Origin of the sequence: Carnobacterium sp. CS13 (assembly GCF_016653495.1) — a bacterium.
Lineage (GTDB): Bacteria > Bacillota > Bacilli > Lactobacillales > Carnobacteriaceae > Carnobacterium_A > Carnobacterium_A antarcticum.
Genome location: NZ_CP067364.1, coordinates 1,927,550 through 1,951,416 on the forward strand (window position 1 = coordinate 1,927,550; position 23,867 = coordinate 1,951,416).

22 protein-coding genes are annotated in these 23,867 nt (G+C 38.1%); 7 read left to right on the top strand and 15 right to left on the bottom strand.

From position 1 onward, the window contains the following. Positions 1-40: 40 nt before the first annotated feature. Positions 41-658, top strand: coding sequence for a DedA family protein (locus JHE06_RS09115; RefSeq protein ID WP_058919043.1), 618 nt, complete (start codon positions 41-43; stop codon positions 656-658). A gap of 66 nt (positions 659-724) precedes the next feature. Here the strand turns inward: JHE06_RS09115 and JHE06_RS09120 are convergent, their stop codons facing one another. The 4 genes from JHE06_RS09120 to JHE06_RS09135 all read right to left on the bottom strand — a co-directional run bounded on the left by JHE06_RS09120 (position 725) and on the right by JHE06_RS09135 (position 4,799). Further along, complete coding sequence (locus JHE06_RS09120) at positions 725-2,317, bottom strand: ABC1 kinase family protein (protein WP_058919044.1); 1,593 nt, start codon at positions 2,315-2,317, stop codon at positions 725-727. Between the two features lie 36 nt (positions 2,318-2,353). Beyond that, the gene (locus JHE06_RS09125) at positions 2,354-2,656 is read right to left on the bottom strand and encodes a phasin family protein (protein WP_058919045.1); all 303 of its coding nucleotides are present in this window, start codon (positions 2,654-2,656) and stop codon (positions 2,354-2,356) included. Between the two features lie 238 nt (positions 2,657-2,894). Next, positions 2,895-3,077 (bottom strand): hypothetical protein, encoded by a 183-nt coding sequence (locus tag JHE06_RS09130; RefSeq protein WP_058920256.1) that lies wholly within the window; start codon positions 3,075-3,077, stop codon positions 2,895-2,897. A gap of 351 nt (positions 3,078-3,428) precedes the next feature. Then, positions 3,429-4,799, bottom strand: coding sequence for a hemolysin family protein (locus JHE06_RS09135; RefSeq protein ID WP_058919046.1), 1,371 nt, complete (start codon positions 4,797-4,799; stop codon positions 3,429-3,431). Between the two features lie 492 nt (positions 4,800-5,291). Between JHE06_RS09135 and JHE06_RS09140 the strand changes: the two genes are divergently transcribed. From JHE06_RS09140 to JHE06_RS09155, 4 genes are all read left to right on the top strand, one after another. Further along, positions 5,292-6,632, top strand: coding sequence for an ABC transporter substrate-binding protein (locus JHE06_RS09140; protein ID WP_058919047.1), 1,341 nt, complete (start codon positions 5,292-5,294; stop codon positions 6,630-6,632). Positions 6,633-6,806: 174 nt separating this feature from the next. Beyond that, positions 6,807-7,742: a carbohydrate ABC transporter permease gene (locus JHE06_RS09145; protein ID WP_058919048.1), complete on the top strand. Its 936-nt coding sequence runs from the start codon at positions 6,807-6,809 to the stop codon at positions 7,740-7,742. Positions 7,743-7,873: 131 nt separating this feature from the next. Next, on the top strand, positions 7,874-8,638 hold the full coding sequence (locus tag JHE06_RS09150) for a carbohydrate ABC transporter permease (protein WP_442861675.1): 765 nt from the start codon (positions 7,874-7,876) through the stop codon (positions 8,636-8,638). Between the two features lie 49 nt (positions 8,639-8,687). Then, complete coding sequence (locus JHE06_RS09155) at positions 8,688-9,311, top strand: YesL family protein (RefSeq protein WP_201088581.1); 624 nt, start codon at positions 8,688-8,690, stop codon at positions 9,309-9,311. A gap of 131 nt (positions 9,312-9,442) precedes the next feature. Here the strand turns inward: JHE06_RS09155 and JHE06_RS09160 are convergent, their stop codons facing one another. The 3 genes from JHE06_RS09160 to JHE06_RS12325 form a co-directional block, all read right to left on the bottom strand. Then, positions 9,443-9,934 (bottom strand): LURP-one-related/scramblase family protein, encoded by a 492-nt coding sequence (locus tag JHE06_RS09160; protein WP_231726774.1) that lies wholly within the window; start codon positions 9,932-9,934, stop codon positions 9,443-9,445. Positions 9,935-10,048: 114 nt separating this feature from the next. Further along, positions 10,049-10,519: a GNAT family N-acetyltransferase gene (locus JHE06_RS09165; RefSeq protein WP_236253494.1), complete on the bottom strand. Its 471-nt coding sequence runs from the start codon at positions 10,517-10,519 to the stop codon at positions 10,049-10,051. Positions 10,520-10,592: 73 nt separating this feature from the next. Then, positions 10,593-10,721 (bottom strand): ATP-binding cassette domain-containing protein, encoded by a 129-nt coding sequence (locus JHE06_RS12325; protein WP_268905206.1) that lies wholly within the window; start codon positions 10,719-10,721, stop codon positions 10,593-10,595. 656 nt (positions 10,722-11,377) lie between these two features. On the opposite strand from JHE06_RS12325, the gene JHE06_RS09170 reads away from it, so the two are divergent. After that, positions 11,378-12,271: a DMT family transporter gene (locus JHE06_RS09170; protein WP_058919052.1), complete on the top strand. Its 894-nt coding sequence runs from the start codon at positions 11,378-11,380 to the stop codon at positions 12,269-12,271. A 48-nt stretch (positions 12,272-12,319) separates the two neighbouring features. On the opposite strand, the gene JHE06_RS09175 is transcribed toward JHE06_RS09170, so the two are convergent. Next, positions 12,320-15,241 carry a YhgE/Pip domain-containing protein gene (locus JHE06_RS09175; protein ID WP_236253495.1) on the bottom strand — a complete coding sequence of 974 codons (2,922 nt, stop codon included), beginning with the start codon at positions 15,239-15,241 and terminating at the stop codon, positions 12,320-12,322. Positions 15,242-15,263: 22 nt separating this feature from the next. Then, positions 15,264-15,743: an Rrf2 family transcriptional regulator gene (locus JHE06_RS09180; protein WP_058919054.1), complete on the bottom strand. Its 480-nt coding sequence runs from the start codon at positions 15,741-15,743 to the stop codon at positions 15,264-15,266. A 376-nt stretch (positions 15,744-16,119) separates the two neighbouring features. Here JHE06_RS09180 and JHE06_RS09185 point away from each other — a divergent pair, with 376 nt between their 5' ends. Continuing rightward, a complete protein-coding gene (locus JHE06_RS09185) occupies positions 16,120-17,484 on the top strand; it encodes an FAD-binding oxidoreductase (RefSeq protein WP_201088582.1) in 1,365 nt (454 codons plus the stop codon). 48 nt (positions 17,485-17,532) lie between these two features. Here JHE06_RS09185 and gcvPB read toward each other — a convergent pair whose 3' ends face one another. The 6 genes from gcvPB to JHE06_RS09215 all read right to left on the bottom strand — a co-directional run bounded on the left by gcvPB (position 17,533) and on the right by JHE06_RS09215 (position 23,867). After that, the gene (gcvPB, locus tag JHE06_RS09190; RefSeq protein ID WP_201088583.1) at positions 17,533-18,990 is read right to left on the bottom strand and encodes an aminomethyl-transferring glycine dehydrogenase subunit GcvPB; all 1,458 of its coding nucleotides are present in this window, start codon (positions 18,988-18,990) and stop codon (positions 17,533-17,535) included. Next, entirely contained in the window at positions 18,990-20,339 is a 1,350-nt protein-coding gene (gene gcvPA / locus JHE06_RS09195; RefSeq protein WP_268905208.1) for an aminomethyl-transferring glycine dehydrogenase subunit GcvPA, read from the bottom strand. Before gcvPA ends, gcvPB begins: the two co-directional genes overlap by 1 nt. Positions 20,340-20,341: 2 nt before the next feature. Then, entirely contained in the window at positions 20,342-20,761 is a 420-nt protein-coding gene (gene gcvH / locus JHE06_RS09200; RefSeq protein ID WP_058919057.1) for a glycine cleavage system protein GcvH, read from the bottom strand. Between the two features lie 75 nt (positions 20,762-20,836). Beyond that, positions 20,837-21,946, bottom strand: a complete 1,110-nt coding sequence (gene gcvT / locus JHE06_RS09205; protein WP_201088584.1) for a glycine cleavage system aminomethyltransferase GcvT — start codon at positions 21,944-21,946, stop codon at positions 20,837-20,839. 197 nt (positions 21,947-22,143) lie between these two features. After that, on the bottom strand, positions 22,144-22,350 hold the full coding sequence (locus JHE06_RS09210) for a hypothetical protein (RefSeq protein ID WP_201088585.1): 207 nt from the start codon (positions 22,348-22,350) through the stop codon (positions 22,144-22,146). 191 nt (positions 22,351-22,541) lie between these two features. Beyond that, positions 22,542-23,867 (bottom strand): 6-phospho-alpha-glucosidase, encoded by a 1,326-nt coding sequence (locus JHE06_RS09215; RefSeq protein ID WP_201088586.1) that lies wholly within the window; start codon positions 23,865-23,867, stop codon positions 22,542-22,544.

A 23,867-nucleotide genomic window follows, 5' to 3' on the forward strand; every position in this document is an offset into this window, starting at 1 on the left:
ATGAAGTAAAAAAATGATTTTAACACTAAGGAGATTAATTATGGAAGCTTGGATTCAAGGTATTATGGAACAATTTGGTTATATCGGGGTAGCATTTTTAATTATGATCGAGAATGTTTTTCCGCCGATTCCATCAGAAGTTATTTTAACCTTTGGCGGTTTTATGACGACAGGCACTAGTTTAAATATTCTGGGAATGATTATTGCTTCAACCATTGGTGCTGTGATCGGTGCTGTGATTCTTTATGGTATTGGGTTGTTGTTAGATGTTGCACGGTTAGAAAAAATCGTAGACCGTTGGGGTCATATCTTACGTTTAACTAGAAAGGATATTCATAAAGCCGATCGCTGGTTTGATAAGCATGGCGTATGGACTGTTTTCTTTTGCCGTTTCATTCCGCTGATCAGAAGTTTGATTTCAATCCCAGCCGGAATGTCCAATATGAACTTCGGACTATTTATTACTTTGACAACTATCGGTACATTGATTTGGAATACCATTTTGATTTATTTAGGCGCCGCTGTAGGTTCACAATGGGAAGTTATCGTCCATTATATGGACATCTATTCGCACATCGCTTACGCTGTGATTGCCATTGCTGCAATTGCTTTTATCATTTGGTTCTTCAAAAGAAAAAAAACTGAAAAAACCAACTAATACTAAATAAAACCCCTGTAAGTCATGAGAGATTCTCTGCTCTAACGACTTATAGGGGTTTTTGTTCTAGAGATTGCCGGATCGAATAATGGAAATCAAAAGCCACAATCCTAAAAAGCCAGCAGCTAAAAAGCCTGCTACTCCAATAATAGACAGCTGTGTACCTTTTGTGGCTATGACAACAAAAGCGGATGCAATGATTAAAGCAGAAACAATGAGAGCAAAAACTAAACGATTCACCATTTTATTGATACCTATCCATTTTTCGTCCATACCCGCCAAGTCGATTGTAAATTTGCTGCGTCCATTGATCAAGTCATCTAAAAAAGTCGATAGCTGACTTGGCAATTTAGCTGAATGACTAACAAATTGATACGTTCGCAACAATGCTTCTTCCGTATCTAATAAATCACGTGCACTAAACGTTCCGCTTGTTTTCAGGTAACTTTTTGTGATCTGTATCAAATTAGCTTCTGGCGATAAATCGGTAATGACTCCTTCTAAGATAGTCATTGATTTTACCAAGGTAATTAGATCACTGGGCATTGCCAAATTGTGCCTGCTGGTCATTTCGAACATATCGGTTAAGACACTGGCAATATGGATATTGCTCAAATTAGTCGAAAAATACGTATCAAACAGATAAGACAAATCTTCATATAATTCATTGCGATCCACTCGGCCTTTTTGAATGCCCATCTGCAAAATCAAATGAATCAATAAATTGATATCTTTTAAAACAATAGCTTTCAATAATTGGTTCAATACTTCTTTATTCGGTTTAGATAATTCTCCCATAATACCAAAATCAATGTAGTAAATCTTTCCTTCTTTGATAATCAAATTTCCTGGATGAGGATCTCCATGGAAAAAACCATCGTGAAAAACTTGAGATAGATAAGATAACAGTAATTTTTGGCCAATATCGTCCAAATCATATCCTGCATCAAGCAATGCTTCTGTATGTGTTACTTTCAATCCTTCGATATATTCTTGGACGATCACTCGTTTTGAACTAAGTTCTGTAAACACTGCGGGAGCACCAACACAGGCAATATCAGCGTTTAATTCTTTAAATTTAAGCATGTAATGTACTTCGTTGCGAAAATCTAATTCAACTTTAGTCGTTTCCCGAATCTCTTTAAATGCCGCAACTGGATCGACCACAATTTCTTTCAACATGTTTTCAGCTTTAGATACAATTCTAATGAATAAATCGATATCTCTTAAAAAGCTTTCTTCTATACTAGGCCGTTGAACTTTTAAAACCACTTCTTTCCCATTCAATAACCGACCGCGGTGAACCTGCGCAATTGAAGCACTAGCAATGGGTTTTCTTGCTACACTTTCAAAAACATCTTCTAATTCTTGGTTAAATTCTTCTCTAAAAATTCTTCGAACATCTTCAAATGGAAAGGGTGGAGCAGCATCTTGCAGTTTAGACAATTCATCAATGTATTCTTTCGGCAAGATATCTCTTCTTGTTGAAATGATTTGTCCTATTTTAATAAAACTGGGACCCAATTCTTCAAAAGCTTTACGTAAATTTTTCGGGTCCAACTCTTTTTTTTGAGTCCGAATTTTTGTATTGTAAATATGTCCAAAACCATAAGCCGTCAATACCCCAACAATTTCTCTAAATCGATCACGATCTCTCACAGATGCTCTCCACCTCCTGCTTTTTAAGTCTTATTATTATTTGTTGATCAGTTTATCAATCGTTTCGTTTAATTGATCAACCTTCTTCTCTAATTCTTCAATATCTTTTCGTTGTGCAACATTCATAGCCATCAATAATTCTTGCACATCTTCTCGACTCAATTCTTCCTCTGAGTTTTTCTCTTTTTTCTTCCGGACTAATTCTTGACTTAATAACTTCCCTTGATCAACTGTCAGCCTGCCTTTAACAACCAGTTTGTTAAGGGTGTCTTCCATTTTTTCATACGTTACAGATGCTCCGCCAATACCAGCTAAGATTATTTTTTTAAATTCATCCATTGTTTTTTTCCTCCTTGTATTTTTATCAACAGCTATCCTGTTTCGTGTTGTTAGCAGTTAGAAGATGGATTCTCTAGAGGTGTTGTTATTCTCATTAGTATACCATGAAACCGCTTCACTTAAGATATTTTTTCTTTTTTTACTTCTTCTCGTTAGACGATTTTTAGATAGAAAAAGAAGCAGTCTAAAACCTGCTTCTTTTTCTTATTGGAAGATTAAAATCAATTTGGTATATTGCTTAGTTAGCATCTGCATTCAAGACATATTCATAAGCTGTAATTTTACCTTGTGTGCGTTGGATCTCAAGTTCATTTTCAATGTAATTAATTGAATTCCCTAAATCTTCCGTACGCTTTGTCGTAAGGCGATCCAATTCTTTTTTTGATTCATTCAATAAACTTGTTACATCTGACTCAGTCATATAACTCATTATAAATTCCTCCTAAAAAGTAATTTTGCTACAAGTTAAGTATACCCTCCTTAAAATTAAATAACAATTAACTACACTTTTGTTCCTTTGTTCTTTTTACCGACTACCAACAATCGGCTTCATTACACTGACTCTTTAGATCAATGATTGTTTGCCTTATCTAACGTTTTGTTCTTATTACTTTAGTTAATATGCTTAATTAAGTCCCAACAAGCAGAACTATCAAGATTGTGGACTACATACATTTCATTTATTAACATCAATAATGTTCGAACCACAAAAAAACGCATAACAGCTTTATACTGTCATACGTTTTAAGGGTTCAGTGATTGTCTGATCCTTTTATTGCAGTTGAAGCTGGTCATTTGATACTATTTTCTGGACAGCTGCCTTATTGTCAACACTGTCTGCATTTCGTTCAATAAACAGACTCATTACCCTTGAACCTTCAATTTCATTAGCTGTAAAAACATAATTTTTATGCTTTATACTGATTTTTTCTCCTTTTTGCGGAATATTTCCATATTCAGTTATAAAGTATCCGGCAATAGAATCTACATTGTTTGATTTAATGTTGGTATCAAAAAATTCATTGAACTTGGAAAGAGGCGTTGATCCAGCTACTAAGTAACGATTTTCAGTTAACTGTTCGACTAATTGATGCGTTTCATCGTATTCGTCGTCAATATCGCCTACGATTTCTTCCAATAAATCTTCTAATGTTACGATTCCTACTGTTCCTCCATACTCATCATTTAAAATAGCAATCTGATTACGCGTATGTTTCATTTCATACAGCAAATCATTCATATAGATGGTTTCCGGAACAGATAATGGGGTATTCATAATTTCTCTAATATTAATTTCATCAAGGTTTGTTGTCCTAGAAGCTTGCAATAAGCTTTTTACGTGCAAGACACCGATAATGTTATCTTTGTCAGTTTCATACACAGGAACACGTGAATATCTGCAATCCAATAATAGTGGAATGTTTTTTTTATTTCCATCCTTATAGTCGATCATAAAAGTATCGGTTCGAGGTACCATGATCTCTTTGGCCATTTTCGTATCCATTGACATGACGCCTCTTAACATCGAGAATTCGTTAAGGTCGATGGCTCCTTCTTTTTGACTATTTTCTAAGTAAGCACGAAATTCATCACGAGTCATCTTCTCTTCTTCATTGTTAAAATCAATCGGAGTCATTCTTTTCAAAATGCTGGTTGAGAATGACAGTAGTTTCACGAAAGGCATAGCAAACGTTTGAACGAGTAATATAGGGCCCACAGTTAACTTTGCAATTTCTTCAGCTTTTTGCAAGGCTACTTGTTTTGGATACAATTCACCAAATACGAGCGTAATATAAGAAAGTGCGATGGTCACTATTACAACAGCAATTTGTTCCCCACCAGGAACATTCGTTAAAATCGGTTTTAAGCGAACAGCAAAACTAGTTGCTGCGGATGCACTTGAGAAGAATCCAGCTAACGTAATAGCTACTTGGATAGTGGCTAAAAAATTATCTGGGTTGCCTAATAATTTTAGAATGTTAAGCGATTTTTTATCTCCTTGTAAAGCAGTCTCCTTTATTTTGCGTTGATCTAATGAAACAAATGCCATTTCTGCTGCTGCAAAAAATGCATTAAGTGCGGTTAATATTACTATGATCAGAATCTGTACTGCTAACGACTGACTATCGGGGTCTGAGTCCATCTATCATTGTCTCCTTTTTCTTTTTTGTATTTTTTTGTAATTATACAATACTACCACAATTCAAATTAAAATTCTACTGGATTTCAGTAAATAATTTCCGTTCTGTTAAATCTAATACAAAATAGCTTTGTTGAAGGATTAATGGCCGTTTAAATTGACAAAAAATCTTTAATGGTATAGTTTTAGAGAAGAGAAGCGCTTCTACGAAAAAAGGGTTGATTTGGTTCTCTATTGATTATTTGGAGGTTCTCGGCATGATCTCTGAAAGTAGTTGAAGTAGGTTTTTAGCAAACTGATTATTGAGAAATGCTTGAATGTAAGGGCTTGCTTTTTCTAGCTTTCCAATTTTGATAAAGCAACCTTTTATACATAAAAAAGGAACTAGCAGGAGGTGATCCCATAAAAGCTATCAATGGTTTATGTCATTATAAATGAACTTTTTAAATCATTATTTTAACAGACAACTAATAAAAAAGATGGGATGGGAAAAGCATGAAAAAATTTACTAAGCGTTCTTTAGTGTCACTCGTTTTGTCTGTAGGAGCTGTATTGCTGTTAGCAGGATGCGGCAGCAATAACGATTCCGCTACTGGAAAACCAGGCACCAATGCTGGTGATGGACCAGTTGAAATTGAATTTTGGAGTTTCTGGGGATCCGGCCCACGGAGCGAAGCAGTCAACAAAATTATTACTGATTTTAATGAAAAACAAGACGACATTGTGGTAAAACATGTTTATCAGCCTTGGGGGGACATTTGGACAAAATCTCTTGCTTCAGTAGCTGCAGGAAATCCGCCAGATGTGATCATTCAAGACATCAACTCTGTAAAACAACGTGCAGACGCAAATCAAGCCATCAATCTTCAACCATATATTGACAAAGAAGATGAAGAAATCGAATCGCGCTTTTATCCTCAGCTTTTAGATGCAGCCACCTATGAAGATGAAGTTTATGGTCTTCCTTTCAACACAGATACTCAGGTCCTATTTTATAATAAAGACTTATTTGAAAAAGCTGGTTTAGATCCAGAAACCCCTCCTGCAACTTGGGCTGACTTAGAAGAATATGCTTCAGCTCTAGAAGAAAAAGACGGCGACAAATGGAAAACTATCGGGTTTTATCCGCTTTGGAGTACTGGCGAGGATGTCTGGGCTATCAACGCTGATAATGGTACCAGCTGGTTTGATAGTAAAGATGAAGTAAAAATCAACACACCTAATAAAGTCGAATCGTTACAGTGGGTGTTAGATTGGCAAAATCATATCGGTAAAAGCACTGTAGAATCTTATGAAGCTGAATTTGGAGCTGGTATAGCCGATCCATTTGTTTCGGAACTTGTGGCTATGAGAGGTCAGAATATCAATTACTTTGTTGAACTGCAGCAATTGGACCAAGACGTCAATTTTGGCGTTGCTCTTTTACCAGAAAAAACAGAAGGATCTGGTCACTATAGTTGGGGTGGAGGCTTTACAGCCGAGATTCCTTACGGTGCTAAAAACCCAGATGCTTCATGGGAATTCATTAAATATTTAACTAGTGATGATGTTCAAGAATACTGGGGCTCACAAGGTTTTGATATTATGGCTAACCAGTCTGCTAATGAAAGCTTAGCAAAAAGTTCTGAACTTGACGAGAATGGACAAATGATTTATGAAATAGCTAATGAGGCTCTTGAAACAACTGTCATCACGCCTGTCCCCCTTTCTGCACCTGACTATTTACCTTTAGTCAATACAGAAATCGATGCGGCTATGTTAGGAAACAAATCAGCCAAAGAAGCTTTGGATGATGCACAAAAATCTGTAGAAAATCTTGTTGAACAAAACAACTAGTTCTTCCACTGTATAAACAAACTTGCAAAAAAAGCTATGGCAGCAAACTTGAAAGGTAGCTTAATTAAAAAGTTGCCTTTCAAGTTTGTCCTAGCTTTTATTTTTTTACTAAACATACTTAGCTCTTAGCGTTTCAAACGTCGCTTTCAAAAAAAAAGAAATGTGGTGAATTCGATGCTATCTCGAAAACAAAATAAGAATAAAACAAAATGGACTAAATTAAAACGACAAGAAGCTTTATGGGGACTTCTTTTTGTTTCTCCTTTTATTATTGGTTTTGTTGCCTTTTTAATGGGACCGATGCTTTTTTCTTTATATGGAAGTTTTACAAACTACAACCTAACTTCTAAGATGGATTTGATTGGGTTCAACAATTATAAAAGAATGTTTACACAAGATGGTTTGTTCTGGAAATCCCTTTACAATACTCTTTATTACGTTGTGTTCAGTGTCCCTCTAAATGCAGTTGGAGCGGTTTTAATGGCCGTATTATTGAATCAAAAAATGCGGGGAATAAAATTTTTTAGAACTATTTTTTATATGCCCGCTATTCTATCAGGAGTTGCTGTTTATGTATTATGGATGCAATTGCTGGCCCCTTCCACCGGATTGATCAATACTGTTTTAAGTTACATTGGTATTACAGGACCTGCCTGGCTGTTTGATCCCCAATGGACAAAACCAGCACTTATTATTATGAGCTTGTGGAGCGTAGGCGGTTCAATGCTGCTTTTCTTAGCTACATTGCAGAACGTCCCCACGCAACTTTATGAATCTGCAGAATTAGATGGAGCGAATACTTTCAAACGCTTTTGGCATATCACACTGCCGATGATCACCCCGATTATTTTTTATAACGTGGTCACATCGATCATCGGATCTTTTCAAATTTTCCAAGAGGCTTACATTATGACCGATAGTGGAACAGGCGGACCTGCCAACTCTCTGCTTTTCTATAATTTGCATATGTGGAATAAAGCCTTTGTAGCTTTTGATATGGGCTACGCTATGGCGATGTCTTGGGGATTATTCTTCATTGTCTTTATTTTAACACTCATCAACCTTAAACTTGCGCCTCTCTGGGTACGGTATGAAGGAGGGAATAGTTAATGGAAAAAACTGTTGCAGCAACGGAAGCCAAAATAACTGTAAAAAAGAATCATTTTAAAAGTAAGAAAAAATCAGAAAGAACATTAAAGATAATTATTTTTATCTTATTGATTACTGTGAGCATCGTTTTGATGACTCCTATTGTTTGGATGGTTTCTACTTCATTGAAGCCGATGTCGGAAATCGTCCGTATTCCTCCAACACTCTTTCCTAAAGAAATCCAGTGGGGAAACTATGTTGAAACCATTAAAACTTTTCCTTTCTTCCGTTATGCTTTGAATACTTTATTTATCACATTCTTTGTTGTTATTGGAAATGTGTTATCTAATTCTTTTATTGCTTATGGTTTTGCAAAAATCAGTTTTCCTGGGCGCAATCTCTTGTTTTCACTGGTCTTAACAACTATGATGATTCCAGGATTTGTTACCATGATTCCGCAATACGTCTTATTTTCAAAAATCGGCTGGGTCGGAACGTATTTGCCGTTAATCGTACCCTCGTTTTTTGGAAATGCCTTTAGTATTTTTATTATGCGGCAATTTTATATGTCCATCAGCAACGAATTAGTTGAAGCAGCTAAAATAGATGGAGCGAATCACATTTATATTTGGAGCCGTCTGATGATTCCTTTAACAAAGCCTGCAATCATTACGATTGCTATTGGTGCTTTTAACGGAGCATGGAATGACTTTCTAGGGCCTTTGCTTTATATTCATGAGGAATCAATGTACACACTTCAAATTGGATTGAAGACTTTCCAAAGTCAAGCTACTGCGCAATGGAATTATTTGATGGCTGGTGCAACCTTAGTCTTGCTGCCTACTGTCTTGCTCTTCTTCTTTGCACAACGTTACTTTATCGAAGGTATGGATTTAACGGCTGGTTCTAAAGGGTAGATGACAAATTTACCTTTAGTTCCAGAGTTTTCGTTAGGAGGTTCAAATTATGGAAAAAAAGAAATTCTCAGAAGCCATTATTGTGGGTACTGAATGGGCAGCCCGATTAGCTACATTGAACCTTGTTTTTATCTTATTTTCAATTCCGCTGATCACATTGATTCCCTCGTTGGTGGCTTTATTCGAAGTCATTCGGAGTTGGGAAAAAGGGAATAAAAAAATCCCGATTTTCAAAACATTTTTTTACGAATTTCGAAAAAGCTTTTGGCATAGTTATAAAGTAGGATTGCCTTTACTTCTTATCAGTGTCGTCTTGATCGTAGATATCTATTACACGGCAGGACAAACATCTGATGGATTACTTATCCTGCGCTATGCCATTTACACTTTGACCCTTTTATTTAGTATTATGGTTCTTTACAGTTTCCCTATTTTTGTTCAATACAAATTGCCGATTTACAAAATTTATTTTTTAGCACTGACTATTGGTCTCACGCAGCCTTTCGTGACCTTGTCTATGCTGCTTACTGTAGCAGTTGTTATTGGCGTAAATGTATTTTGGCCGGCATTAAGTTTTTTCTTTTCGGTCAGCGTCATTGCTATGGTCGCCTTTAAAATGGCCTCCCACTCTTTGCAAAAATACGATACAACTGAACCAGTCCCTTCAGAATAAGAATTAAGGACTCTTTTTAAAGATTTGCTTTGCGGCCGTTCTAATAGAAAACGTGCTCTGCCTATTGCAATAACAATAGGCAATGCACGTTTTTTTTACATTCAAATTTGAGGTCGGCTTAGAGCGTGACTCTATTCCTTTTTTTCAGCTTCTTCAGCATCCAGCTTCAGACACCAAATGGCTATAACAACGGTTAACGCCATTACAGTATCTTCTTCATGATCCACATCTAAGACAAAAACATCTCCAATAGAAAGGAATTTTTTCTTGAACGTAGCAATGGTGCCAAAACCTTTTTTAATATGGAAGTCATCTTTTTCTACATGTCCGGTGATTTTCCAATCTAATTTTTCAATCGTGTAATCCGAACCAATCAAGTTCTTATCTTTTTTAAGCACCGCTACCTTTTTATCCATTTGGTAAACCGTATATTTAGGTGAAAACCCCATTTTATTTTCCTCAATAGAAGCTACTTCTTTGCCTTCCTGATCTTGAATATGGACTTTATTTCCAATCGAAAGCAACTCGCTTTTAACCTCGTAAACAACGTTATCCTGCTCGTCTCGAACAATCAAAGTATCGCGCCATGAAAAACGTTTTTCCTTAATAAATAGTTTCATCATTACACCAGCTTTCTTTTAGTTATCCTCTATCGTATCCCTATTATAAAGCTATAGGATATTGTTTGCCACTTTAAGCTCACTACTAAAAGGTTTTGATTGTCTATCGGTTAGACGTTAGACTTTTAACTTTTTTTCAAAGATGAGCATATCGATAGCTGGAATACCATCTTCCACGATTGGTTCTGGATAATGAAGAAAGAAATCTTTTTTTATACTATTTATTCTGAATCCTGCTTTTTGATAAAAAACGATAGCTGAGATGCTAGAGTTAGCCGTACCAACGACCATCGTGTTAAACCCTTTTGCAGCATAATGGCTTTCTGCAAGTGCTAGTGTCTGCTTGCCGATGCCTTGTTCTTGATGACATGGTTCGATAGCGATGTTTTTTATTTCGACCGTTTGCGAATCTGGAAAAGTAAACAGGATGACTCCAATAGTTTTTTCTTCTATTTGGATCAAATACGCTTCGCCCTCATTAAGGTAGCGTTCAATCATCGCCTCACTTTCATCAGCCAATAAGAAAAGCTCTAGATACTGCGTGCGCTCCTTGACCGCTAGTTTTTCGAAAACCACCTTTTGGTTCATCTCCAACATCCTCTCATTTCTCAGTATTTTTTAACTGCTTCAGTGTTTTCAGCAGTTGTTCGATAAACCCCGTTTATGCATAACGATCAGCTAAGACATTCAATAAGGTTGTTTTACAAGAGCCGTTTCGCCCTACGATTTCAATTCGATCATTTTCATAAACATACCATTCAAGGATAGCAAAAAGCTGGTTTTCTCCCATGGTTTTTCACAATTGTGTACTTCAATTAACACAAAAACCTCCTTCAACTCTGAAGAAGATCGTTTCTTGGGCTATTCTTAATAAACCTAACCGCATTAGGATAAGAGTTAGGCAACTACAGCTCATTGAAATCAATCCACTTTCAGATGTTTTTATTCATACCAAATAAAGCCAGATCAGCTTTTCTTTTGTTATTTGGTCATTAAAATTTTCTGCTTTAAAGTGAATTACTTCATAGCTTCCTTACCTATGCTTTCCTAAATTCTAAACTCAAATTTAGTCTAGTCGCTCTTCTCCTATTAATCAAGTAATGGGACCATATGGAAAAAGAAGGATACTATCGATTTTTTTAAATAGGTAGGGATTTAAACTCTTTATTATATTCAAAAGAAGTTTGCCTACCTTATTGATAGAACTTTCAAAGACTTAAGGTACTTAAAAGGGTTGGGATGCTTATCCATTATGCTATTGCCTGGATAGGCAACACTTAATCTTATATTTTCATTTTTTTTCATAGATTTTTTTTATTTCTATTATTTTACGGTCATTTTGTGCTACTATAAATAAGGCGAAATTAACAGTCGTTTTAGCATTCATTCCATTGTCTGTTCTACATAAGTTATTCGCAAATTTATAAATATGAAAAGGTGAAGAGTATGTGGTTTGTTTTTACATTGATTTCTATTTTCTCTTGGGGAGCAGCAGATTTATTTTATAAGAAAGGAACAAATCCAAAAGACCCTTACAGCCATTTAAGAATTGTGATGATGGTCGGTCTAGTTATGGGAATTCATGCCTTTTGGACGATTTTATTTACTGATATTTCTTATGATCCCATGAATATCATTCGTTACTTACCGGTTTCCAGCATGTACATCCTTTCGATGACGATTGGGTACATTGGATTGCGTTATATCGAACTATCCGTTTCATCCCCTGTGATGAACTCATCCGGAGCTATTGCCTCTTTGCTGACATTCATTTTTCTAGGGCAAGTCATGACCGGTCTGCAGTTTTTTGCTGTTGCTCTTATTTCAGTGGGTATCTTGTTATTATCTATCTTTGAAAAAAGAGAAGCTGATTTGGACAGAATGAGACACAAAGAAAAAATTGATCGAAAATATCAAATTGGTGCACTTGCCATTATTTTACCCATCTTATATGCCATTATCGACGGTGTTGGGACTTTTGCTGATGCTTTTATCTTAGATAAAGTTATGAGTGAAAACCAAGCCAACACTTCTTATGAGCTTACATTTCTGATTTGTGCTATTTTAGCTGGTATTTACCTGATTGGTATAAAAAAACAATCGTTTAATCTTTTTGAAGAAAGAACAAAAGGCTATGCAGCCTTGTTTGAAACGTTCGGACAATTTTTCTACGTCTATGCTATCGCGGGCAATGCTATTATTGTCACACCCCTGATTTCTTGTTACAGTATCGTTTCAGTCATTCTTTCCCGTATTTTCTTAAAAGAAAAATTAACCAGAAGCCAATACTTGGTTATTGCAGGCATTATGGTCGGAATTTTCATCTTAGGTTTTGAATAAATAAAAGCGGTCTGCTCTTCTCAATGAGAAAAGCAGACCGCTTATTTTTTATGCTGTTAACGTTTCTTCGTTTTCTGTTGTCTCAACTTTTTTCTTTTGTGAAATGGTCATAAACAGCAACAATAAACCGCTGAATACTACAAATACAATCAGTAAAATCAAGATACTTTGCATGTATAAGTTTTGACCCATTCCTCCAGTGATGGCTTGTCTGAAACCATAAATAGAGTAAGACATCGGCAAGAAAGGATGAATCGCGTTAAAGAAGCTATTTGTCAACGGCATCGGGAATGTTCCACCCGAACCGCCCAGTTGAACAATCAATAATAACATGGCGATAAAACGTCCAACGTTATCTAATGTGATGGTCAGGAATAAGACGATCGACATGAACGCTAATCCTGCTAACACAGCCATTACAAAAAATTGACCTACTGCTTGTACTTGTAAACCAAGCAGCAATAGAATGCCACCTTCGATCAAAGCCATTAAGACAGCGACTGGCAGTGCAACTGACATTTTACTAGCCCACCATGCCAATCCAGATTTACCAGCGACGGCTTTTTTACGAACAGGGTAAATCGTATTAAACACCACTGCGCCGACATACAAGGCCATCGACATAATGTAAGGAGCCAGCGCTGCACCATAATTTGGTACATGACTGTATTCTTTGTGTGTTAATTTAGTCGGGTCTGAGAACATCGTAAAATTAGCATCTGTTGGATTGATGTCATTCACTGTTTCTGCCCCGTCTAGTAAACTAGTGGCTAAGGTGTGGGTGCCATCTTTCAATGTATCCAATCCTTCACCTAAGGTTTCTGATCCATCGGCTAATTGAGTAGAACCATCATTGATTTGGTCTGCTCCATTTGCTAATTGACCGGCCCCGCTAAGCAAGGCTCCAGAATTTTGAGTTAATTGATTGGTTCCTTGCGCCAATTGAGCCGAACCAGCATTTAATTGGTTGACTCCATCAATCAGTGTTGGCAATTTACCAGCTATTTGGTTGATGCCGCCGCTTAATTCTGTTGCTCCTGAATTTAGAGCTCCAGAGTTGGCTGTTAACTGATCCGCACCATTTTGCAATGTGCTGACGCCATTTGTGTATTCAGTAATTCCTGCCACTAACCCACTGTCGCCTTGCAATCCGTTTTGAATGGTTGCTAGGCCTTGATTCAATTCAGACATCCCTTGAATGACGCCTTTATTAGATCCTTCACCAGTTTGGTTTAAAGCCGTCTGAACAGCTGTTAATCCGACACGCAATTCTGTAATAGCTTGAGCTGCGCCAGGTAAAGCAACATTTGAGTTTTCAGCTAATTCATTGACAGAAGCCATTAACGTAGGCAATTCTTCAGTCAATTTCTTCAGACTTGTCATTTGATTTGCTAGTTCGGTAGCCGCCGCTCCTGCATTGGTAGCTTTTTCTCCGACTGCAGCAACACTCTCTCCAGTTGTTGCTGCTTGTTTTCCTACAGCTGACACATGTTCAGCTGCTGCTGCTGTTTTTTCACCGATACTTTCAAGTGAAGCAGCAGTAGCTGTTCCTTGTGCCTGCAGTTCTTCTTGTAAAGCTCCTAACAATTCTGCTTGTTGAGTTTCGTCTAAGCTTTGAAACGCTGCAGTACTTTGAATGGCACTAAGTGTACTAGCAGCATCCGTTTGAGCTTTTTCTCCTAGTGCTGCTGTATCTGTTCCAATGCCTGCCAGATTGGCGCCGGCAGTTGTTAAATTATCTTTCATACCTGTTAGGTTTGTACCAGCTGTTGTCAAATCAGCTTTCATACCTTCTAAATTTGCACCGACATTGGTTAACGATCCAGTAATCGATTCGGTATCTATTGAACTTTCTTCTCCATTTAGAGCAGCATTTAATTCTTGAATACCGGCATTGATCTGCGGCAAACCAGCATTCAAAGCATCTAAATTAGATTGGTTCTCACCAGACATACTGCTTCCGATTTGTCCTGACAGTTCTTTCAATCCAGCCAGTAATTGATCACTGCCTGCTTTGACTTGACCTACTCCACCGCTGAGACTAGCAACGCCATTTTGGAGTTTAGCGTTGTTAGCCGTTAGTTGGCTTGCTCCAGCGTCTAGCTGACTGACACCTGCTGTATAAGCCGTTAAACCACCTGCCAAATCAGATGCCCCATTATTCAATTGAGTAACGCCGTCTTTTAATGGTCCGACATTAGAAGCTAGTTGTCCGGTACCTTCATTCAATTGGGCAGCTCCTGTACTAAGTTGTGCTACACCATCTGTGTATTGTTCTAAACCAACTTCTAACGTTTCAGCTCCTTCACTGAAGGTCAGTGTACTTGTCGCTAATTTTTTTAAGTTTTCAGTAATTTCTCCATTACCTGTACTTAATTTATCTGCCCCTTCGTCTAGTTCACTAGAACCATCAGCAGCTTCTGAAAAACCTTCACCGATCGTTCCGATTTGGTCAAATACAGCTTCAGTATAAGCCTTGGTCACATTGGCTGAAACTTCAGTTTGAATCTCTTTAACAGCCGATTTACTGATAACTTCACCGATAAAGTTCAATGAACCGTTTGTTTCATAAGTAATGTTCATCTTTTCAGGTTTGGTGTCCATCAATGTAGCAGCATTTTTAGAGAAATCCTTGGGCAATGTCATTACCATATAGTAATCACGATCTGCCAAGCCCTTTTGTGCTTCGCTTTCTGAAACAAAATGCCAATCTAATGCGTCATTGTTTTTTAAATTATCCACCATTTCATGACCGACATCCAATTCTTTGCCTTCGTAGTCGACCGCTTCATCCAAATTCACAACTGCTACTGACAATTTGTCCGTATTGCCATAAGGGTCCCAGTTCGATTTCAAGAAGAAACCGGCATATAAGATGGGGATAAATAAAATCACCAAACAAGAAATCAGCAACATTTTGTTGCTGGTTATTTTTTTCCATTCGCTTTTTATCATTTCTATCAAAACCATTCAACGCCTTTCTTAACGTGTGTTAACTTTCAATCACTTCGTTCCAATTTATTACTGGAATTTCTCGACGTCCGAGAGACTCGTAAATCAAATGCGCCACTGTTTGTTGACGAAGAAGATTTGTGTATTGCTCATCAGCTTGTCTAAAAACTTCTGTCAGCACTTTTTCTCCTTGGTTTGCTGTTGGTCCCATATCTGAAAAAACCTGGTTGATCATGCCTGTATTGGGGTACGTCACAATCGGTCCTTCCAGCGCTTCAACGACTTCTAACAAGTTTACTTCTTCCGGCTTCTTCGCAAGCAGAAAGCCTCCATTACTGCCAGAAACAGATGTTACTAGTCCATTCACAACTAATTTCCGAATAATTTTTTTTACATAAGAAGGAGATGCTCCTTCTAGTCTTTGGTTAATAATATGTGAAGCAATTGGAAATTTTTTGTCTTGAGTCGCCAACAAAGTGATGATACAAACCGCTTGTTCCAATCCCTTAGTCAAATTCACACTCTCGCCCCTTTTCATTTTCACTTCATATTCAAATACATTCAATATCCATTATGGACTTCCAATGTCTATGATTGAATTTACTCCTTTTCAGAAAAGAAATCAAGAAAAAAAAAGAAACATTAAAAAAACTTAATCTATTCACTCTTCTTTTTGAAAAAGTTCTTAAGGTCCTAATCTATTTTGTATAGAGTTTAGTTCTCCAGCCACTGTAGATTTAGCTAGTTCGTTGCATCGCGATGTTATTTTAAGCTGCTCGTTTTCAAAAAATAAAAATGAAACTTACTTTTTTCTTGAAGTTTGCTTTTTTATGGTGCACACTGAATGTAAAGGGTTTCTTTTTCACATTCCCTAGTTACTAAAGGAGGTTTTTTATATGTTATTAACAGACATCATTCAAGATGAAGAACGAATTTTCACTGGAAAGGCTATACCCGATACTTACCGTTACGATGAATACGTCGGCTTAACGGATGCGATTTATGCTGTGGCATTGCCGAAAACAAAAGAAGAAGTTCTTGAATTAGTTAAATTTGCTAATAAAGAAGATTTACCGATTATTGCACGCGGTGCTGGAACGGGGTTATCTGGAGCAACTTCTCCTGTAAAAGGCGAATTGATCATTGATTTACACTTAATGAACCGGATTCTTGACTTAGATACAGAAACGATGACGTTGACTGTAGAACCTGGAGTTTTATTGCAAGATATTCAAGAATACGTTGAGAGCCGCGGATACTTCTATCCTCCTGATCCTGGTTCTAAACATTCTTCAATTGGCGGAAATGTCGCGACTAATGCTGGCGGTATGCGTGCTGTCAAATACGGCGTGACCAGAGATTACGTCCGTGCATTAGAGGTCATTTTAGCGAATGGCGAGGAGCTGAGTTTAGGCAGTTTGAACATCAAAAACAGTTCAGGCTATGATTTGAAAGATTTATTCATTGGTTCTGAAGGAACACTTGGCATCACGACTCAAATCAAATTGAAGCTGATTCCACTGCCTAAAACCAGCTTATCTTTGGCAGCTGCTTTTCCTTCTTTAAGAGAAGCTACAGATGCTGTCTTGACTATTTTGAAAAACGGCGTTGATCCCACTGCATTAGAATTTTTTGAACGCGATGTCATTGAATTAAGCGAAAAGGAAAATAATCTTAAATTTCCTAGCCAAAAAGGTCAATCCTATTTATTGATCACATTAGATGGCGATGATCTTGAATCGATCCAGCGCCGTGTAACGTTGCTCGAAGCCAGCATTTTGCCGCATAACGCGGTAGAACTTATTTCTTTAACGGATCCGCTGCTGGAAGAAACGGCTTGGTTGCTGCGAGATAAACTGTTGACTGCCGTAGTGAACTATACGGAACAAGTAACTCTTGATGAATCGGTTCCGATCAACCACATTTCAACTCTCTACCAGTACACCAAAGACCTCGAAGCAAATAGCGGCTTGAAAATGATCAGCTTTGGACATGCTGGTGACGGGAATTTGCATACGTGTGTAACACGTGGCGATATCACTGACCAAACAGAATGGGAAACCAAACGCGATGAGGTCTTGGACCTGTTGTACGCTAAAATAAAAGAACTTGGCGGCTTGCCTTCTGCTGAACACGGCATTGGTATTATCAAAAAACACCATTTCGAAAAAATGTTCGATCCTAATTATTTGAATTTTATGCGCCAAATCAAAAAAGTCTTCGATCCAGATGGGCGCTTGAACCCAACTAAAGTGATTTAAACAAAATAGAGCTCTCTCAACTTTTAGTTTTTGAGAGAGCTCTATTCTTTATTCTTTTTTATACGTTAAGATTAATTTTCTAGCAGCTTGTACTTCATCCATCCGTTTAACAAATGTTTGATGCGGAGCTTCCAAAACAACTTCCGGCGTTTCTTCAACTTCTTTAGCAATTTGGATCAGCGTATCTGCAAAAGCATCCAACGTTTCTTTGGTTTCAGTTTCAGTTGGTTCGATCATCATCGCTTCTTCTACAATCAACGGAAAGTAGACTGTCGGAGCATAGTACCCAAAGTCCAATAAACGTTTTGCCATATCCATCGTGCGGACTCCGAGTTTCTTTTGTCTTAAACCAGACAAAACAAATTCATGTTTGCAAAATTGTTTATGCGAGACATCAAAATACGGTTCTAGTCGTTTGCGCAAGTAATTAGCGTGCAGCACTGCGCTTTCCGCTACTTGACGCAGCCCAATAGGACCCATTGTACGGATATACGTATAAGCACGAACATTCACTCCAAAGTTGCCAAAATAACCTTTAACGCGTCCGATTGACAAAGGATAATTTTCTGCTAAGCCAAATTGTTCCCCTTTTCTTTCAATGCGAGGAATCGGCAAGTACGGTTCTAAAAAGGCTTTGACTCCAACTGGACCCGAACCAGGACCGCCGCCGCCATGAGGTGTACTAAAAGATTTATGCAGATTCAAATGAACGATATCGAATCCCATTGCTCCAGGCGTTACTTTTCCCATGATTGCATTTAAGTTTGCTCCATCATAATACAACAAGCCGCCTGCTTCATGGACGATTTCAGACATCGCTAAAATATCTTTTTCAAATATCCCCAGAGTATTTGGATTGGTCAACATCAGTCCAGCAGTATCCGGTCCAACCTGTTTCTTCAGTTCTTCCAAATCAACCGTACCTTCTTTATTAGATGGAATTTCAATCACATCAAAACCAGCAATAAAAGCACTAGACGGATTGGTTCCATGAGCCGAATCAGGCACCAAAATTTTTGTTCTCGTCTCCCCATCTCCATTTTTTTGATGAAAGGCTTTCATCATGATCAACCCAGTCCACTCGCCCTGTGCTCCGGCAGCAGGCTGCAATGAGATGGCATCCATACCAGAAATAACTTTTAAATCTTCTTGTAGCTCATACATCAATTCAAAGGCGCCTTGCACCGTTTCAGCCGGTTGGAACGGGTGGATCTTGGCAAACCCAGCTAAACGTGCGACGTCTTCATTAATCTTCGGATTGTACTTCATTGTACAAGAGCCTAAAGGATAGAAACCATTATCTACACCAAAATTTTTATTCGATAAAGCCGTATAGTGGCGCATCAATTGCGGTTCTGAAACTTCCGGCAATTCTGCAGGCGCTTTGCGAACCAAATGCGCGGGAAATTTAGCCGTCAAATCAATTGAAGCTACATCGCTTTCAGGAAGACTAGAAGCGATTCGACCCGGTTGGCTAATTTCAAAAATCAAGTCATTGTAGTCCATCAATTTATCATCCCTTCCAGTACCTCAACAAATCCATCTATTTCTTCTTTGGTTCGTTGTTCCGTCACAGCTACCAACATATGATTTTTGAATCCATACTCTGATTCTAAATCATATCCGCCGATTATTTTGTGTTCAAGCAGTTTTTCATTGGTTTGCCGCACTGAAAAAGGCAATTCAACGACGAATTCATTGAAAAATGGAGCCTGGTTATTAATAGCAAAGCCTTTTTCTTGTAGCCGTTTTGCCATATAATCAGCTTTTTCGATATTCAACTGAGCCATTTTTTGAATGCCTTCTTTTCCTAATGCTGACATAAATACAGCTGAAGCTAATGCATTCAAAGCTTGGTTGGAACTCATATTCGACGTTGCTTTTTCGCGTTTGATGTGTTGTTCTCGTGTTTGCAAGGTCAAGACAAATCCGCGTTTGCCCTCTTTATCTACCGATTGCCCGACAATGCGTCCAGGCAGTTTGCGAATGTATTTTTTCTTGACAGCAAAATAACCGCAATGCGGTCCTCCAAATGACATGGCTAAGCCCATTGGCTGCATGTCCCCCACAACAATATCGGCTCCTAAATTTCCGGGTGCTTCCAATAAAGCCAATGCTAATGGGTTTGCAACAACGATCAATAACGCTTTTTGCGTTTCAGCAATAGCTTTGATCTCTGCTAAATCTTCAACTGAACCAAAAAAGTTCGGGTATTGCACAATAATAGCGGCTGTATCTGAAGTCACTTGTGCTTTCAATGCAGTTAAATCGGTTAGATCATTGCTTAACACAGCTTCTTCCATTTGATAATCGAATCCTCCAGAGACGGTTTTTAGTACTTCACGGCCTTGTGGATGGACACCTCTCGAAATGACCACTTTAGAACGCTTAGTTGTTCGAACAGCCACTGTTGCCGCTTCTCCGATCGATGTGAACCCATCGTATAATGATGAGTTAGAAGCATCCATTCCCGTCAATTCACAGACCATTGTTTGGAATTCAAAAATAGCTTGCAGTTCTCCTTGACTGGCTTCTGCTTGATAAGGGGTGTAAGCTGTATAAAATTCAGATCGTGAAATCACATGATCGACTACGCTTGGAATATAGTGGTCATACGTTCCAGCTCCTAAAAACAGCGAAAAACCATTCGTATGGCTGTTTTTATTCGCGAGCTGCTCCATTTTTTTCATTAAAGCAGATTCATGAACGGCTGCTGGAATAGCTAACTCTTCTGTTAGGCGAATATCAGCAGGGACATCAGCAAACAGTTCAGCAATTGATGAAATCTCTAGGGCTGCCAGCATCTCTTCTTGGTCTTGCTGCGTATCCGGCAGGTATCTAAAATCATTTCCCACAGTTATTCCTCCTCTGCATTCGCTTCATCTTCTGCCAATTCAGCAATTAATGCAGCATAGTCTTCTTCACTCAGCAGTTCCTCAAGTTCACTTGCATCAGACAATTCAATTTCAGACATCCAGCCTTCTTTAAACGGTCCTTCGTTGACTAATTCAGGAGCATCTTCTAGTTCTTCATTAACAGCTACAATTTTTCCAGAAACAGGCGAGAAGATAACGGAAGCCGATTTTGTTGATTCAACAGTCCCCACTTCGTCTCCTGCACTAACGCTGCTGTCTGCTTCAGGCAACTCTACATAAACAACGTCCCCTAACTCTTTCGCCGCATATTCAGTGATACCTAAACGTATTTTATCTTTTCCGATCGGCATCACCCATTCGTGTTCTTCTGTATAGTATCTTTTCATATCGTTTTCAGTCATTTTCATTTCTCCTCTTCTATTATCAAATTTTAGTCAATTTTTTATCTCTACTCAAAAACAATTTATTTTATTGTTCTATCTGCGATAAGAAGGCGTTTTCATCACTAGTGCATCTACCAGTTTATTGCGCACTTCAACTTTTATAGATGTTCCAAAGTTGCTTTCAGCGGCATCCAACAACGCTAATCCAATGCTTTTCCCTAAAGAAGGAGACCGTGTTCCGGAAGTCACTACGCCAATTTCTTTGCCGGATTCAGTATAAACTTTGCAGCCTTCACGTGCAATTCCTTTACCTGTCAATTCAAATCCTCTGATTTTTTTCTTCACTCCACTCTCTCGTTGAGCTGCAAGAACCGTTTTCCCAATAAAGTCACTGTCCTTTTTGGTTTTCACAGCAAAACCGATGCCAGCTTGCAGTGGTGTGATTTCTGCTGATAATTCATGTCCGTAAAGCGAAAGCGCCGCTTCCAAACGCAATGTATCTCGAGAACCCAGTCCGCATGGTTTTAATCCTTCAGCTTCTCCCACCTCAACCAATTGGCGCCACAGATTCTCTGTTTGAACAGCTTCTACATACAACTCAAATCCTTCTTCGCCAGTGTACCCTGTTCGAGAAATTAAAACGTTTTCGATCCCTGCTACCGTTGCTTGTTGGACAAAACGAAAGGAACCTATGGCACCTAAATCAACATCTGTTAATTTTTGTAAAATACTTTCGGCAGACGGTCCTTGCAATGCCAGTAACCCAATCGAATCAGAATAGTCTTCAAGTTTCACGTCACCCGTCAAATGCTCTTGCATCCATTTGAAATCTTTTTCAGTATTGCCGGCGTTAGTTGTGATCAAATAACGGTTTTCTGCTAGTTTTGAAAGAATCAAATCATCAATCGTTCCTCCGTCCGGATAACACATCGCATGGTATTGTGCTTGGTTTAGTGCTACTTGGGTTACATCATTAGTCAAGAGATGGTTCAAATAAGACTCTGCATCTTTTCCTTCAATTAAAAACTCTCCCATATGAGAAGCATCAAATAAACCGGCATGACTGCGCACTGCCTTATGTTCTTCAATAATACCTGTAAACTGGATTGGCATCGCCCAGCCGCCAAAATCAATTAATTTAACCCCTTGTTTCTTATAGTATTCAAACATTGGCGTTTGTTTTAATGTGGTTTCTGAAGACATTATTTCGCTCCTTCCGTTAGTTAAAAAATTTACTATGTAACTTAAACATCAATAGCAAGACACATTTTGTTCTTCAAGCAAATTATAATTCAAATCTTCGGTTTATTAAAGGTTATCGTTGAATTAACCTATTTAAAATTAGGATTGGTCTTCCTTTTAAATTCCCTTTAAAGAACGCTTTTATGCCTCGCTATTTTTCAATTCGTTGAAGATGCTTTATCATTTTTTTCAGATGCTGTTTTTTCGCTGCTTTCTTCCCTAAAGGATTCTATTGAAGACGGCGGTTCTGGTTCTAGTGGAGGATCTTTTCTTTCAGTCAATAAGAAAATACCATATGCAACGATCGTTACACCTACTACGCTGGTCAATACACTAGTCGCTTTTTTCACATCTCTCATATCCATTTGATTGTACCCCTTTTCTGTCCAAGTTGCCTTAATTGTCTCCAGTATTTTCTCCTGCTTCTATTGTATAAGTTTTGCTCCGAGGTTTCCAATTAAATAGGAACACAGTTTCATTGCTCGTGAGTACTTTATAAATTGAAAAAGACAAGAAAAGCGGAGCAAACCCGCTTTTCTTGTCTTAACTAATTATCTTATTTTAGTTCTGGCCAAAATCCTTTGTTGGCTTCAATTAAATCATCCAGTACATCTTTTGCTACTTTTGCACTAGGAATCATTTTGGATAGCGTTAGAGCTTGCCATAGTTTTTGATAACTACCTTCGACATAGGCTGCTACAACTAGCTTTTCTACGGTTACTTGTTGATGCATCAAAGCTTTTTCAAATGGCGGGATTTTCCCTTGAGCTAACGGCTCTGGTCCGTCAGTACCTACAATACAAGGTACTTCTACCATAGCGTCGTCATCAAAGTTTGCAATCGCTCCATTATTTTCTACGATCATCAGCATTCTTTCATGCGTATTAAACGCAATCGCTCTTGCTAAATCCACGATAAACGAAGCGTGGCTATCAATTGTAAAGTCGCTATTTTCAGCTGTTCCCTTTTCAATAATGTTTTTAGCAGCTGTAAAGACCGTTTTTTCTCGTCCATCCATTACTTCATTCGCCCGAGTATACGTGCAATCTGAATGTTCTACTTCGTAATCAGGGTAAAGGTAATATTTTAAATAAGTGTTTGGCAAGTACCTCGGGTTAACAGCTAAGAGGTCTTTGGCTTTTTTATGGGTCTCTTGCCAGCTTTGATCCATGTGTTGCGTATCAACTTCTACCTGAGTCAAATAACCATTCTCTGCAACATACTCGCGGATTTGCGGCAAATATTCATGCCCTTCCTTGTCTTTCACACTTGTCCACCAGCCAAAATGATTTAATCCAAAGTACCGAACTTCTAGATCTTCAGGTTGTTTGCCAATGATTTGAGACATTCTTCTTAATGTTCCAACCGGCATATCACAAATATTCAATACTTTAGCCGTTGGACGAAGCACACGACATGCTTCAGCAACAATAGCTGCTGGATTAGAATAGTTCAACATCCAGCAATCTGGCGAATACCTTTCCATGTAATCAATAATTTCCAGCATGCCGCCTATGCTTCGCATTCCGTAAGCAATGCCTCCAGGACCACATGTTTCTTGTCCGACAACCCCATGTTTTAATGGAATTTTTTCATCTTGTTCACGCATCGCGTATTTTCCTACCCGAATATGAGCCATACAAAAGTCCATATCCGTAAAGGCTTCTTCAGGGTCCGTTGTATAAGAAAAGTCGATTTCTGGTGCTTGTTCTTTTAATAAGATTGCCAACGCTTCTCCTAAAACAGCTTGTCTTGCCTCATCATTATCGTATAATTTTAATGTTCTGATTGGGAATCTATCTAAATTATCCAACATCATCATGACGATACCTGGTGTAAAGGTACTTCCGCCTCCTGCAATCACTACTGAAAAATTCTTCAT

Bases quoted from the DNA above. Each gene is read 5' to 3' on its own strand.
- JHE06_RS09115 (WP_058919043.1), top strand. From the start codon at position 41: ATGGAAGCTTGGATTCAAGGTATTATGGAACAATTTGGTTATATCGGG.
- JHE06_RS09125 (WP_058919045.1), bottom strand. From the start codon at position 2,656: ATGGATGAATTTAAAAAAATAATCTTAGCTGGTATTGGCGGAGCATCT.
- JHE06_RS09130 (WP_058920256.1), bottom strand. From the start codon at position 3,077: ATGACTGAGTCAGATGTAACAAGTTTATTGAATGAATCAAAAAAAGAA.
- JHE06_RS09135 (WP_058919046.1), bottom strand. From the start codon at position 4,799: ATGGACTCAGACCCCGATAGTCAGTCGTTAGCAGTACAGATTCTGATC.
- JHE06_RS09140 (WP_058919047.1), top strand. From the start codon at position 5,292: ATGAAAAAATTTACTAAGCGTTCTTTAGTGTCACTCGTTTTGTCTGTA.
- JHE06_RS09145 (WP_058919048.1), top strand. From the start codon at position 6,807: ATGCTATCTCGAAAACAAAATAAGAATAAAACAAAATGGACTAAATTA.
- JHE06_RS09150 (WP_442861675.1), top strand. From the start codon at position 7,874: ATGACTCCTATTGTTTGGATGGTTTCTACTTCATTGAAGCCGATGTCG.
- JHE06_RS09155 (WP_201088581.1), top strand. From the start codon at position 8,688: ATGGAAAAAAAGAAATTCTCAGAAGCCATTATTGTGGGTACTGAATGG.
- JHE06_RS09160 (WP_231726774.1), bottom strand. From the start codon at position 9,934: ATGATGAAACTATTTATTAAGGAAAAACGTTTTTCATGGCGCGATACT.
- JHE06_RS09165 (WP_236253494.1), bottom strand. From the start codon at position 10,519: ATGAACCAAAAGGTGGTTTTCGAAAAACTAGCGGTCAAGGAGCGCACG.
- JHE06_RS12325 (WP_268905206.1), bottom strand. From the start codon at position 10,721: ATGGGAGAAAACCAGCTTTTTGCTATCCTTGAATGGTATGTTTATGAA.
- JHE06_RS09170 (WP_058919052.1), top strand. From the start codon at position 11,378: ATGTGGTTTGTTTTTACATTGATTTCTATTTTCTCTTGGGGAGCAGCA.
- JHE06_RS09175 (WP_236253495.1), bottom strand. From the start codon at position 15,241: ATGGTTTTGATAGAAATGATAAAAAGCGAATGGAAAAAAATAACCAGC.
- JHE06_RS09185 (WP_201088582.1), top strand. From the start codon at position 16,120: ATGTTATTAACAGACATCATTCAAGATGAAGAACGAATTTTCACTGGA.
- gcvPB (WP_201088583.1), bottom strand. From the start codon at position 18,990: ATGGACTACAATGACTTGATTTTTGAAATTAGCCAACCGGGTCGAATC.
- gcvH (WP_058919057.1), bottom strand. From the start codon at position 20,761: ATGACTGAAAACGATATGAAAAGATACTATACAGAAGAACACGAATGG.
- gcvT (WP_201088584.1), bottom strand. From the start codon at position 21,946: ATGTCTTCAGAAACCACATTAAAACAAACGCCAATGTTTGAATACTAT.
- JHE06_RS09210 (WP_201088585.1), bottom strand. From the start codon at position 22,350: ATGGATATGAGAGATGTGAAAAAAGCGACTAGTGTATTGACCAGCGTA.
- JHE06_RS09215 (WP_201088586.1), bottom strand. From the start codon at position 23,867: ATGAAGAATTTTTCAGTAGTGATTGCAGGAGGCGGAAGTACCTTTACA.